Source organism: Methylobacillus sp. DLP286 (genome assembly GCF_056636515.1).
Window position 1 is genome coordinate 1,742,456 of the sequence record NZ_CM153145.1, and the last position, 12,285, is coordinate 1,754,740.

13 protein-coding genes are annotated in these 12,285 nt (G+C 56.4%); 11 read left to right on the forward strand and 2 right to left on the reverse strand.

Annotated features, from left to right (window positions below; genetic code table 11):
- From ACWXTG_RS08430 to ACWXTG_RS08440, 3 genes are all read left to right on the forward strand, one after another.
- The gene (locus ACWXTG_RS08430) at positions 1-585 is read left to right on the forward strand and encodes a BON domain-containing protein (RefSeq protein WP_309566214.1); all 585 of its coding nucleotides are present in this window, start codon (positions 1-3) and stop codon (positions 583-585) included.
- A gap of 84 nt (positions 586-669) precedes the next feature.
- Positions 670-993, forward strand: coding sequence for a DUF3579 domain-containing protein (locus tag ACWXTG_RS08435; RefSeq protein ID WP_309566213.1), 324 nt, complete (start codon positions 670-672; stop codon positions 991-993).
- A 108-nt stretch (positions 994-1,101) separates the two neighbouring features.
- Positions 1,102-2,637, forward strand: coding sequence for a hypothetical protein (locus ACWXTG_RS08440; protein ID WP_480219589.1), 1,536 nt, complete (start codon positions 1,102-1,104; stop codon positions 2,635-2,637).
- A gap of 35 nt (positions 2,638-2,672) precedes the next feature.
- Here the strand turns inward: ACWXTG_RS08440 and ACWXTG_RS08445 are convergent, their stop codons facing one another.
- A complete protein-coding gene (locus ACWXTG_RS08445) occupies positions 2,673-3,932 on the reverse strand; it encodes a sensor domain-containing phosphodiesterase (RefSeq protein WP_309566211.1) in 1,260 nt (419 codons plus the stop codon).
- Between the two features lie 207 nt (positions 3,933-4,139).
- Between ACWXTG_RS08445 and trxA the strand changes: the two genes are divergently transcribed.
- The 4 genes from trxA (at position 4,140) to ACWXTG_RS08465 (ending at position 8,057) form a co-directional block, all read left to right on the forward strand.
- Positions 4,140-4,466, forward strand: coding sequence for a thioredoxin TrxA (trxA, locus tag ACWXTG_RS08450; RefSeq protein ID WP_226757751.1), 327 nt, complete (start codon positions 4,140-4,142; stop codon positions 4,464-4,466).
- A 134-nt stretch (positions 4,467-4,600) separates the two neighbouring features.
- The gene (gene rho / locus ACWXTG_RS08455) at positions 4,601-5,860 is read left to right on the forward strand and encodes a transcription termination factor Rho (RefSeq protein ID WP_230348981.1); all 1,260 of its coding nucleotides are present in this window, start codon (positions 4,601-4,603) and stop codon (positions 5,858-5,860) included.
- Positions 5,861-5,998: 138 nt separating this feature from the next.
- A complete protein-coding gene (locus ACWXTG_RS08460) occupies positions 5,999-6,241 on the forward strand; it encodes a type B 50S ribosomal protein L31 (RefSeq protein ID WP_011480512.1) in 243 nt (80 codons plus the stop codon).
- Between the two features lie 118 nt (positions 6,242-6,359).
- The gene (locus tag ACWXTG_RS08465; protein ID WP_480219590.1) at positions 6,360-8,057 is read left to right on the forward strand and encodes an ArnT family glycosyltransferase; all 1,698 of its coding nucleotides are present in this window, start codon (positions 6,360-6,362) and stop codon (positions 8,055-8,057) included.
- Here the strand turns inward: ACWXTG_RS08465 and ACWXTG_RS08470 are convergent.
- Positions 8,054-8,401 (reverse strand): winged helix-turn-helix domain-containing protein, encoded by a 348-nt coding sequence (locus ACWXTG_RS08470; protein ID WP_309566209.1) that lies wholly within the window; start codon positions 8,399-8,401, stop codon positions 8,054-8,056. The genes ACWXTG_RS08465 and ACWXTG_RS08470 overlap by 4 nt on opposite strands.
- A 122-nt stretch (positions 8,402-8,523) precedes the next feature.
- Between ACWXTG_RS08470 and moaA the strand changes: the two genes are divergently transcribed.
- From moaA to moeA, 4 genes are all read left to right on the forward strand, one after another.
- Entirely contained in the window at positions 8,524-9,531 is a 1,008-nt protein-coding gene (gene moaA / locus ACWXTG_RS08475) for a GTP 3',8-cyclase MoaA (protein WP_480219591.1), read from the forward strand.
- A 127-nt stretch (positions 9,532-9,658) separates the two neighbouring features.
- The gene (gene mobA, locus ACWXTG_RS08480; protein WP_407993106.1) at positions 9,659-10,237 is read left to right on the forward strand and encodes a molybdenum cofactor guanylyltransferase MobA; all 579 of its coding nucleotides are present in this window, start codon (positions 9,659-9,661) and stop codon (positions 10,235-10,237) included.
- Positions 10,234-10,782 carry a molybdopterin-guanine dinucleotide biosynthesis protein B gene (gene mobB, locus ACWXTG_RS08485; RefSeq protein WP_407993107.1) on the forward strand — a complete coding sequence of 183 codons (549 nt, stop codon included), beginning with the start codon at positions 10,234-10,236 and terminating at the stop codon, positions 10,780-10,782. The genes mobA and mobB overlap by 4 nt, the downstream gene beginning before the upstream one ends.
- On the forward strand, positions 10,779-12,044 hold the full coding sequence (gene moeA, locus ACWXTG_RS08490; protein WP_480219592.1) for a molybdopterin molybdotransferase MoeA: 1,266 nt from the start codon (positions 10,779-10,781) through the stop codon (positions 12,042-12,044). The genes mobB and moeA overlap by 4 nt, the downstream gene beginning before the upstream one ends.
- The last annotated feature ends 241 nt before the right edge of the window (positions 12,045-12,285 follow it).

A 12,285-nucleotide genomic window follows, 5' to 3' on the forward strand; every position in this document is an offset into this window, starting at 1 on the left:
ATGCGCGCACGTACCCTTTCCCCTCTGGCTCCATTGATTCTGGCCGTGGCACTCTCCACCCAGCTCGCAGCCTGCGTACCTGCCGTCATCGGCGGAGCCGCCGCCGGCGGCGCCATGGCGGCTGACCGCAGGACCTCGGGCATTTACATTGAAGACCAGAACATTGAGCTCAAAGCCTCCAATGCCATCAAGCAGGAGCTTGGCGAAAAGAACCACATCAATGTCACCAGCTACAACCGTAACGTGCTGCTCACCGGCGAAGCGGTCGATGCCGCCAGCAAGGAAGCAGCCGAGAAAGCGGTGCGCAATGTAGACAACGTCCGCAATGTCACCAATGAAATCGTGATCGACACCAAGAGCACCTTCAGCGAACGCAACAACGACACCTACATCACCTCCAAGGTAAAGGCACGCCTGGTGAAGGAAAACCGCTTCCCCGCAAACTATGTCAAGGTGGTGACGGAAGCCACCACCGTATTCCTGTTGGGCCTCGTGACTAGGCAGGAGGCTGAGGACGCCGTCGACATCGCCCGCAGCACCAGCGGCGTAGGCAAGGTAGTCAAGGTATTCGAGTACATAGATTAACAGCGTGCAAGCGTGCACCCAATCGAGCTTCATCGGCCGATTGGGTGCTAGAATGTACTCTCAGATTGGGTTAATGGTTAAGGCATGAGCACGACAGAAAAATCAGGCATCAAGGAAATCATCATTCAGGGTCTGACCCGCGCAGGCAAGCCGTTCCGCCCAAGCGACTGGGTAGACAGGATGTGTAGTACTTACGCCAGCTTTGGCGCTGACCGCAAGCTCCGTTACTCGCCCTATCTCAAGCCGCGCGTGATAGAAGGCGTGCGTTGCCTGGCGGTCGACCTGAAACTCAAGGATACCAACCCAGAAGGCTTCAACCAGCTCATGCATTTTGCCGACGAAAACCAGCTCAACATACTGGATGCCGAAGGCAACAGTATCGACGCGTCCCAAGCAGCAGCGATTTAACCGCCACATCAGCGCCGCGCTCCGTTAAAGCCCTACTAGGCTATATCAAGGCAGTGACAAAACAACCAAGACTATTTACCATCCTCACTTTAAAGGGGGATTTAGGGAATGTTGTTGAATTTGAACGTGCCGGCATTGGTGGACCATCCACTGATTGTTGCAGAAACCAAACCGGCAAAAATCACCAAGTTTCTGAACGCACTCCCCGTCACCAACATCCTAGAGACATCCCAGGCGTTGCAGGAAGAGCTGGAAATCTTCAACCGGCAGAAAGTCGCGCCGGACACCCGCATCAAGGCGCTGGAAACCTACCGGCCAGCCATTGCTTCAGTCACGGAGTCGCTCGCGGCCCATTACTGCAACGCCCCGCTTCCCCTGCCCGAGCAGGACAAGCAATATGCCACGCTGGCCAACACCCTGTGGACCGAATTGGCCTATGGCTACAAACTCGCCCTGCTGGACCTTGAAGCCAGGCTATTCAAGATTGGCGGCGCAAAGCTCCTGAACCTGTGCCTGCATCGCACGCTAGATGCCTTGCGCATGCAGATCGAGATTTATTATGAAACCTACCGGGCGCAGCCTCCTTCGCTCTGGAGCGAGCTGCACCAGCTTTACGCCCTGAGCGTGAAGCGCGGGCTGGAAGCAACGGCAATCGACGACTTGGTACGCAACCAAGCGCTGCCCATCAGCCATGTCTACAAACAGGCGCTACTGATCAGCCTGGCCGATCCGCAGCACCTTTCGCAGAAAGACATCAAGCTCACTTCCGATTACATCACGCGCTTCGCCGGCCTTGCCCAATTGCAGCGCCCTGAGCCGATGGAAAACCCGGCAGCCATTTTCCTGATCTCGGGCAACCGTGACAAGCCGCCCGTGCCACTGGGCAAGCGCTTACGGAAAGTAGACGAAGAGCACGACTTCTTTCTGCTTACCATGGATCTGGCACGCCAGGTCCACCAGCATATCAAGCAGTGCCAGCAGGGCTCTTTTCCGCCGGAAGCCGGCCTGCCGGAAAATGCGAACCAGCCCCGCTATCAGGACCTGCTGACCTATCTGCTCCGTCACTGGGGCGCTTCCCCGAAGCGCATTTACAACCGCACACCGAAGAATGACGGCATCGAACTGATCATAGGCTTGCCAGCATTGCACACCACGCTGTACGGCAAGATATTGACCGAGGCGGACAATGCGCCCGGCAAACTGCCGCGCAATTCGCGCTGGCAAGCGCTCAATATCAGTGCTGGCGGCATGGCCCTGCGCAAACTGCCGGCGACAGAAGCCCATCTGCACATCGGCGACCTGGTAGGCGTCCGAATAAGCCATACGACCCATTGGGCGATCGGCATGCTGCGCTGGGCCAGCCATACGGAAAATCGCCACCTGGACATTGGCATCCAGCTGCTGGCGCCAGAAGCGAAACCCGTCAGCATGCAATCCGCCGATGAGCATGCCGTGCCGCTGCTATTGCTGCCCGAAATCCCCACCCTCAAGCAATCGCCTTCCCTGATCGGCGCTCCCGGCAGCTACAGCCCGGCGAAAATCATCGACTTGACGCTTGAGGACGGCAACAGCAAACGCATCATGATCACCCGGCTGATTGAAAGGACCAATCAATTCGATCACTTCCAGTTCAGCACTTTATAAGCACCAGATCAGTGCACCACAATAGGCCTGGCGCACTACTTTGCGCCGAATACCTCGTCCACCCAGTTGAAATCGAAGCACAATACGCTGACTTGCCCATGCAACGCCATTGCCATGGACAGCGTGACGCAGAGCTTGCCCGTTGCAATCGAGAGATAAGGCCGGGTCATCTGCAACGAACCGGGGTTCTGCAATGCCCGGCGCAAATAAGGACGGCGCAGCCAGACGGCGCCGCTCCCGTCGGCCAAAGGCCGGTAGCGCCTATCCGTGACCATTTTTGCACTATCCGCCAGGCAGCTGGCGCCAAGCTGCACCCCTTGCTGGTCCAGCATATAACAACGGTCAGCCCCGTCCAGCAGCAACAATTGATGGAAAGCCTGCTCCGGCGCAACTCCAGCCTGCAGCTGAGACACGGCCAGCATGAAGGCGCCGCGGTAGTAGGCTAGGCATTTCTGGCTCGAATCCAGCGCGGATGAAGCCTGGTAACGTTCAAACAATGAAAATATCTTGTTTTCACTATGCGCTTCATTGAGCGCATGGGCCGGCATGCCGAAATAATGCCCCTGGACCAGGTCGACATCCGTCTCCATCGCCACCATGGCCTCTTCCAGGGTTTCTATCCCCTCAATCAGCACCAGGCTGCCCGCCTCGTGGATCAAGGACACGATCCCAGGCAACAAGCGCCGCGCCATCGGCTTTTGCATGGCCTGCACGATCATGGAGCGGTCCAGCTTGACGATGTCGGGCGATAGCCGCCATATCCGCTCGAAATTGGATTGCCCTGCGCCAAAATCGTCGATTGCCACCAAGCAGCCCAGGTCTTTGTAGAAGCCGACGGATTCGGACAATTGCAGCTCATCGTCGATCGCGCCTTCCATGATTTCCACGACAACCCGCTCCGGCGGCATATCGTTTTCCTTGAGCAACTGCCTGAAAAAAGCGCCATACTGCTTGCCCTGCACAATCACCCGGGGGTCCACGTTCAGGAACAGCCATTCGACACTTTCACGCCCCATGCTGCAGAAATTACGCAAATGCAGGGCTCGCGACAAACGGTCCAAATGCACGATACTGGCCTCGTCCCGGGCCAGCGAAAATATCTGGTAGGGCGACACCTGCCGGCGCCCATCAATCGCGCGCAGCAATCCTTCGTAGCCGACAACCCGGCAATGCGACAAGCTATAAATCGGCTGGAACGCGCTATACAGCTTTACATGCTCGTAAGCGGCAAACACTTTGCCATGCTCTCCAGGCTCGTCCAGGAACTGGAACTTCCCAGTCGTGTTTTCGGTCATTGATGAAGCCCTGTCATATATCATTGAAGCGGTTCACAGCGCAGATAACAAAAATCCATGCAGCGCAGCAATATCCATGCCTGCATTCAATACTTCACTTGCAGGATTTTTTTCGCTAGGATAGCGGAATTGCTTGGCACGCTATGCCACTATCAAGCTGGTGCGGACACATCACCCAGCATAACCAAACCATCACTAGAGGTTCAAATGAGCGAACATATTACCCATATCAGCGACGATACTTTCGACCAGGAAGTCTTGCAGTCCCAGGTTCCTGTTCTGGTAGACTACTGGGCGGAATGGTGTGGCCCCTGCAAAATGATCGCTCCGATTCTGGACGAAATTTCCAAAGAGTACGCCGACCGCCTGAAAATCGCCAAGCTCAACATCGATGAAAACCAGAATACGCCACCCAAGTACGGCATCCGCGGCATTCCGACCCTCATGCTGTTCAAGAACGGCAATGTGGAAGCGACCAAAGTAGGCGCCCTTTCCAAATCCCAACTGACGGCATTTATTGACAGCAATATTTAATAGCGCTACCCTGGCGCCAGGTTCCGTCTAAAACAACACGCTTAAAGAGCGTCATACGCCACAGGAACCTGGCGGTCATCCTTCAAACAATCCCCGTTTTTGCAGCACATCCGATCTTCAACGAGCCTTCCCATATGCATTTATCAGACCTGAAGCACCTCCCTGTCACCGAACTAGTCGAAATGGCGATCGCCAACGAGATTGAAGGCGCAAGCCGCATGCGCAAACAGGACTTGATCTTTGCGATATTGAAGAACAAGGCCAAGAAAGGCGACAGCATCTTTGGCGATGGCACCCTGGAAGTCCTGCAAGACGGTTTCGGTTTCCTGCGCTCGCCCGATACCTCTTATCTTGCCGGGCCTGACGACATTTATGTCTCCCCTTCGCAGATCCGCCGTTTCAACCTGCATACCGGCGATACAATCCAGGGCGAGATTCGCACCCCGAAAGATGGCGAACGCTACTTTGCGCTGGTCAAGGTGGACAGCGTCAATGGCGAAGCGCCGGAGAACAGCAAGCACAAGATCCTGTTCGAGAACCTGACGCCCCTGTTCCCCACCAAGCCGCTGGTGTTGGAACGCGACATCCGTGGCGAAGAAAACATCACAGGGCGCGTCATCGACATGATCGCCCCGATAGGCAAGGGCCAGCGCGCGCTTCTCGTGGCGCCCCCCAAATCAGGCAAAACAGTGATGATGCAGCATATTGCCCACGCCATCACCGCCAACCATCCAGACGTCGTCCTGATCGTGCTCATGATCGACGAACGCCCGGAAGAAGTCACGGAAATGACCCGCTCGGTAAAGGGCGAGGTCGTTGCCTCCACCTTCGACGAACCTGCGACCCGCCACGTGCAGGTCGCCGAAATGGTGCTGGAAAAAGCCAAGCGCCTGGTCGAGCACAAGAAGGATGTCGTGATCCTGCTCGACTCCATTACCCGCCTGGCGCGCGCCTACAACACGGTAGTCCCTGCTTCCGGCAAGGTACTGACCGGGGGTGTGGACGCCAATGCATTGCAACGCCCCAAACGCTTCTTCGGCGCCGCACGCAACATTGAAGAAGGCGGCTCCCTGACCATCATCGGCACGGCCCTGGTGGATACCGGCTCCCGCATGGACGATGTGATCTATGAAGAATTCAAGGGCACCGGCAATTCCGAACTTCACCTCGACCGCCGCATGGCCGAGAAACGCATCTACCCCGCCATCAACGTCAACAAATCCGGCACCCGCCGCGAAGAACTGCTGATCGAGAAGGATGTGCTGCAAAAGATATGGGTATTGCGCAAACTGCTCTATCCAATGGATGACCTGGAAGCGATAGAATTCCTGCTGGACAAACTCAAGGCCACCAAGAACAACGCCGACTTCTTCGACTCCATGCGCAGGGGCTAACGCCAACGGCAGCTAAGGAAAGACGGCTTGGAGAAATTTGCAATTTCTTGACAAGCTTAATATAATGGCCGACTTTCCTGCTAGGCAGGAACCTACACTGGCCCGCCGCACAAACCGGCAATATAGAGGTAAAACATTATGAAACCTGGCATTCACCCAGAATATCGCGAAGTTGTATTTCAGGACATCGGTGCTGATTTCAGCTTCTTGACACGCTCCACTATCGCTGCGAAAGAAACCATCAAGTGGACGGACGGCAAGGAATATCCACTGGTCAAGATTGAAGTTTCTTCCCAATCCCACCCATTCTATACTGGCAAGCAGAAGATTCTCGATACTGCTGGCCGTGTTGAGAAGTTCCGCCAGAAATACGGCATGTAATCCAACGGGATTGTATGTTGTGGCAAAAAGGCAGCCTGGGCTGCCTTTTTTGTTTTCCATACAATTGCCTGGCGATTAAAATGTATAGGTATTCCCGAACAAAGACTAAAGGATATTCATGGCATTCGAGCTTGAGCACGATTGGCAAGCACACCTGGCAACCCCTCGCGCGCATGTGGGGGAGCGTGCCAAGACACATCTGCTGATCTTGCTTTGCATTGCATGGATATTCCTGGGATTGGTTGGACATGAACCCTGGAAGCCAGACGAAGCGCAAGCCATCAGCATCGTCAAAAACATGACGCAAGGCAAGGGGCTGCTCGCCCCGGTTGCCGCAGGGCAGCAAACCATAGAATACCCGCCGCTGTATTACTGGAGCGCTGCGGGTAGCGGCAAACTGCTTTCATCCATCCTGCCCTTGCATGACGCCGCCAGGTTGATCAACAGCATCTGGATGACCATCACCTTGCTCATGATTGGCATGCTGGGACGAGAGCTGTGGGGCGTCGGTATCGGTCGCCAGATCACCTTCATCTTCATTGCCTCCATCGGCCTGATTGCATCCTCCCACCTGTTGATGCCGCAAGTCGCCTCGCTGGCCGGATTGTCCATGGCGCTGTATGCCCTGGCGCTTGCCAAGCGCCGCCCGCTAAGGGCGTCAGCGTTACTGGGATCAGGCATAGGGATCAGCTTTCTTGCCACGGGCCCGGCCAGCGCCCTCATTGTCCTGTCGACCATGTTGTTCTTGCCCATCCTGTTCAACCAATGGCGCAGCAAGAGCTTTGCCATTGTGTCTGCATTAAGCCTGCTGGCGGCCAGTCCATGGCTCTTCATCTGGCCATGGCTGCTATTCGATGCCGAGCCTGCTCAATTCAGTATCTGGTGGCAGAACAGCATCAACGGTTCCAGCACTGTCAATTATCCTTATATCCTGCGTACCCTGCTCTGGTATTCCTGGCCGGCACTGCCAATTGCGGCATGGGGCGCGTGGCGTTACCGGGCTGTATTGCTCACTAAACCCAAAATGCAGTTGCTGCTGGTGTTTTTTGCAGCCAGTTTCTTGATCATCGGCATCGGGTTCGAACGCCGCGAAATCCATATCCTGCCGCTGTTGCTACCGCTGGCTGCATTGGCTGGCGGCAGTGTCGAGACATTGAAGCGCGGAGCGGCCGGCGCATTGGACTGGTTTGGCTTGCTGCTGTTCGGCCTGCTAGGCTCGCTGGTCTGGCTGGGCTGGTTTGCCATGTTGACAGGCACACCGGCCAAGATCGCCGAACGCATGCAATTTCTTGCCGCCACCCAGGAAGCGCACCTGAATATCCTGGCATTGGCTGCAGCCTTGACTGTTACGGTCATCTGGTTATTCGTGATTTCGAACAGCAAACGCTCGAACCGCGGCGCACTGACCAACTGGGCAGTCGGCATGACAATGGCATGGGGGCTCCTGATGACGCTATGGCTGCCATGGATAGACAACGCGCGCAGCTATAAGAATGTCTTCAAGGAACTCAATGCAGCCATGCCCGCGCAGTACGCCTGCATCAACAGTTACGGCATAGGAGCCGCGCAGACTGCGCTGCTTGACTACTATACCGGCCTGGCCATACAGCCACAAAGCGCGCCGCAAAGGCACAATCCGGCCTGTGACCTTTATCTGGTACAGGAGGACAGCCGCCACCCCAACCTGACGCCAGGCGAGGGCTGGCAATTGGCATGGTCCGGCAACCGCGCATTGGACAGGCGCGAGAGCTTCCGGCTGTTTACGCGTCACGCCAGCGTATCAGTGGAAGAGGATGAAAGTACCAAGCAACCTTAACGCGGCAGCAACAAGGAAGCCAGCGCCTGTGCGTCCTGGGCGATGCTGTGGCTGGCCTTGGCCTCCATCGCGCGATAGCGTGCCAGCACATCCTGGCCAAACGGCGTCACCTTCGCGCCACCGCCATGGCTTCCGCCCGTCGCCGTTGCCACCAGCGGCTCGCGAAAGCTTTTATTCATGGCATCGACCAGATCCCAGGCGCGTTTATAAGACATCCCCATAGCCCGGGCGCCTGCTGATATCGAGCCGCTTTTGTCTATTGCCTCCAGCAAATCGGCCTTGCCGGGCCCAATGGCGACCAAGTGTTGATATGGCAGGCGAATCTTGATACTGATTGCACTCATATGGAATTTTCACCTCTCACCGGAGTCATATCACAGTCTTCAAATATTATTGTTTGTATTGACTGAAGGACTTACAATCCACGCATCTTATCGCATCCATGCCAGGCCTGAATAGCTGCTCAATGTCTGCCATCGCCCACACTCCCCAGTTGATCGACCAGTTCGGCCGTCATGTGGACTATATACGCCTGTCGATCACAGACCGCTGCGACTTCCGTTGCGTCTATTGCATGGGCGAAGACATGAACTTCCTGCCACGTGAAGAGGTACTGACCTTAGAGGAATGCGCTCGCCTGGTCAAAACCTTCGTTTCCCTGGGTGTGAGCAAAGTGCGCATTACCGGCGGCGAACCGCTAGTGCGTAAAAATGCGCTTTCCCTTTTCGAGGAAATCGGCCGCCTTCCCGGGTTGCGCGAACTGACCATGACCACCAACGGCTCGCAGTTGGAGCATTACGCCCACGACCTGAAGCAAGCCGGGCTGAACCGCATCAACATCAGCATGGATAGCCTTGATCCCGAGCGCTTCCGCAAAATCACGCGGGTCGGGGACCTCAACAAGGTGCTGCGCGGCATCCAGGCAGCCAAGGATGCAGGCTTCGCCAATATCAAGCTCAATATCGTCCTCATGCGCGGCTTCAACGATACGGAAGCCGTCCCGCTGTTGGAGTTCGCAATCCAACAAGGTCTGGATGTCGCCTTCATCGAGGAAATGCCATTGGGCGAGGTCGACCACAGCCGTGGCGACACCTATATCAGCAATCAAGCCACCCTCAAGCTGCTGCGGACCCACTTCCCGCTGGTCAGCAGTACGGAAACCACAGGCGGTCCAGCGCGGTATTGGCGGGTTGCCCATACCGACACCCGCGTCGGCTTCATCTCGCCGCACAGCCACAATTTCTGCGAAGCATGCAATCGCGTGCGCATTACCTGCAAGGGCGAGCTTTACCTCTGCCTGGGACAGGAAAACAAAGTGGACCTCATGCCCTTGCTACGTGAATATCCCAATGACGACCAGCCCTTGAGAGAAGCCATTCTTGCCTCCATGCAGGTCAAACCAAAGGGACATGACTTTGACCTGCGTCGCCAGGCACCCTCCGTCATCCGCTTCATGTCACAGACGGGCGGTTGACCATGCTGGCGCCCTTACGGCATTGTCCCGCTGTAGCAGCGACGGAAAATAAAGTAGAATTTTACATTTCAAATCAACCGGATTTATTGGCATCGCTTCACGGCACTCCAATATCGGGCCAAAGCATATGAGTATTACAGGTATCGTACTTGCAGGCGGCAAAGGCAAGCGCATGGGAGGCGCAGACAAGGGCTTGGTGGAATTCAACGGCCAGCCCATGGTCGCGCATGTATTACGGCGTCTTGCCCCGCAAGTGGACGAAGTACTGGTCAATGCCAATAGAGAGATCGAGCGTTACAACCAATTGGGCTACCGCGTCATCGAGGATGAAATCAGCGGCTTTGCCGGCCCATTGGCCGGCTTGCATGCGGGCATGCAGCACGCGCAACACCCTTACATCCTCACAGTGCCGTGCGATTCCCCCTTGTTGCCGCCCAGCCTGGCAAAGCGCTTGATGAATGCCTTGATAGAGCGTGATGCGGATATCGCCGTTGCAAAAACCGGCAAACAAGCCCACCCCGTCTTCAGCCTGTGCCGCCGCGCACTGCTCCCCAGCTTGGGGCAGTTTCTTGAACGCGGCGAGCGCAAAATGGCAGACTGGATCGCCGAGCTCGACAGTATCGAAGTCTCTTTCACGGACCAGGCCCTCGCCTTCACCAACATCAATACTCCTGAAGAGCTGCGCGGGCTGGAACAGGCAGCGTGAGCACCGCCGCATTCACCCGCCCAGTATTGGGCTTTTGCGCCTACGGCAGCGGGTCGGGCAAAACGACATTGCTCACCCGCCTAATTCCGGTGCTGACAGCGCGCGGCTTGCGCTTGTCAGTCGTCAAGCATGCGCACCACAAATTCGATGTCGACAAGCCAGGCAAGGATAGCTACCGCTTGCGTGAAGCAGGCGCCGTCCAGACATTGGTAGGCTCGGATATCCGCTGGGCGTTGATGACGGAACGCCAGCGCATTCCCGAGCGGCAAAGCACCACTATAGAGCTCTCAGAGCTGCTTCCCCAGCTTGATGACAGCGTCATCGACCTCGTGCTGGTCGAAGGCTTCAAACAGGCAGAAATAGACAAGATCGAGATCCACCGCCCCAGCCTGGGCTACCCGCTGCTGGCACCAGGGGACGACAGCATCATCGCTGTGGCGGCGGACGCTCCGCTCAGTGCAGCGGCAGTGCCGACATTGGATTTAAATAACCCGGAAGCGATTGCCGACTTCATCGCGCACTGGATGAAGGATTTGACACCATGAGCATGCAGCCCTCATTGAACCAGCTCATCAGCTGCCAGGATGATTACGACCCCAACTCCATGCCGGTCGAGCAGGCACGGAAATTCATCCGCAATTTTCTCAACCCGGTCAGCGCAACAGAAACATTGCCGTTGAAAGCCGCTCGCGGACGCGTACTCGCCGCCAGTATCGTCTCGCCGCTGAATGTCCCCGGTCACGACAACTCGGCCATGGACGGGTTCGCCCTTCACAGCCGCGACCTCAATACCGCCTCCTTGAAGATCGTCGGCACCGCGTATGCAGGCAAGCCATTTCCGGGAACAGTGAAGGCCGGCGAATGCATCCGCATCATGACGGGGGCGCTCGTCCCGGAAGGTACGGACACCGTCATCATGCAGGAACGCACCCAGGTTTCCGGTGAGATCATGACCATGCTCGAGCCGCCCGCCCCACAGGCGAACGTACGCTATGCCGGCGAAGATCTCAAGGCCGGCCATGCCGTACTGGAAAAAGGACGCAGGCTGCGCCCTGCGGATATCGGCCTGATCGCATCTCTCGGCATTGGCGAAGTCTTGGTCTACCGCAAGCTCAAAGTCGCCTTCTTCTCGACAGGAGACGAACTGGTGAGCATTGGCAAGCCATTGGGCGAGGGGCAAATATACGACAGCAACCGCTATACCCTGCACGGCATGCTGGAAAACCTGGGCGTGGAAATCACTGACATGGGAGTCGTCCCTGATGATCCGGCAGTCTTGGAACAAACGCTGGTCCAGGCGTCTTCGCAGGCAGACGTCATCCTGACCAGCGGGGGCGTTTCCGTTGGCGAGGCCGACTTCATAAAACAGCTATTGGAGAAGCTTGGCCAGGTCGTATTCTGGAAAATTGCCATGAAACCCGGCCGACCGCTGGCCTACGGCAAGGTGGGAGAAGCGCACTACTTCGGGCTGCCAGGCAACCCCGTCTCTGTCATGGTCACCTTTTACCAGTTTGTCCGCGATGCCTTGCTATGCCTGATGGGACAAAACCCGGTGCCACCGCTGCCATTGCTGAAAGCCACTTGTACCGAGCCTATACGCAAACTGGCAGGCCGCACAGAGTTCAAGCGAGGCATCCTGTTTGCCGATCCGTCAGGAGTATGGCAAGTGCGTCCTACCGGCAACCAGGGGTCGGGCATCCTGCGCTCCATGTCCGAAGCCAATTGCTTTATCGTGTTGGATGACTATGTAGGCGACTTGCCCGCCGGTGCGGAAGTCCAGGTTCAAGTGATGGAAGGGATTTTGTAAGCGCGCCATCCCATGACAGGATAACGCGTGAGCATATGGCGGCTTAGCTCAGCCTTTCAAGGTATTCGAATTCGACTTTCGCCCCACCTTCTCCAATCTCACTTCTCTCTCCCCTGGAATATCAGCTTGTATTGCACCATGCCCTTTCGCCTGCTCTCGGGATGAAGAATAAAGGAAGCCAATGTTATTATATTTTTATAGGTATATTTATATTGGCATTGTACTTGCATATTCCTGTTGA

Excerpts from the sequence above, each read along its gene's own strand:
- ACWXTG_RS08430 (WP_309566214.1), top strand. The coding sequence starts at position 1 with ATGCGCGCACGTACCCTTTCCCCTCTGGCTCCATTGATTCTGGCCGTG.
- ACWXTG_RS08435 (WP_309566213.1), top strand. The coding sequence starts at position 670 with ATGAGCACGACAGAAAAATCAGGCATCAAGGAAATCATCATTCAGGGT.
- ACWXTG_RS08440 (WP_480219589.1), top strand. The coding sequence starts at position 1,102 with ATGTTGTTGAATTTGAACGTGCCGGCATTGGTGGACCATCCACTGATT.
- ACWXTG_RS08445 (WP_309566211.1), bottom strand. The coding sequence starts at position 3,932 with ATGACCGAAAACACGACTGGGAAGTTCCAGTTCCTGGACGAGCCTGGA.
- trxA (WP_226757751.1), top strand. The coding sequence starts at position 4,140 with ATGAGCGAACATATTACCCATATCAGCGACGATACTTTCGACCAGGAA.
- rho (WP_230348981.1), top strand. The coding sequence starts at position 4,601 with ATGCATTTATCAGACCTGAAGCACCTCCCTGTCACCGAACTAGTCGAA.
- ACWXTG_RS08460 (WP_011480512.1), top strand. The coding sequence starts at position 5,999 with ATGAAACCTGGCATTCACCCAGAATATCGCGAAGTTGTATTTCAGGAC.
- ACWXTG_RS08465 (WP_480219590.1), top strand. The coding sequence starts at position 6,360 with ATGGCATTCGAGCTTGAGCACGATTGGCAAGCACACCTGGCAACCCCT.
- ACWXTG_RS08470 (WP_309566209.1), bottom strand. The coding sequence starts at position 8,401 with ATGAGTGCAATCAGTATCAAGATTCGCCTGCCATATCAACACTTGGTC.
- moaA (WP_480219591.1), top strand. The coding sequence starts at position 8,524 with ATGTCTGCCATCGCCCACACTCCCCAGTTGATCGACCAGTTCGGCCGT.
- mobA (WP_407993106.1), top strand. The coding sequence starts at position 9,659 with ATGAGTATTACAGGTATCGTACTTGCAGGCGGCAAAGGCAAGCGCATG.
- moeA (WP_480219592.1), top strand. The coding sequence starts at position 10,779 with ATGAGCATGCAGCCCTCATTGAACCAGCTCATCAGCTGCCAGGATGAT.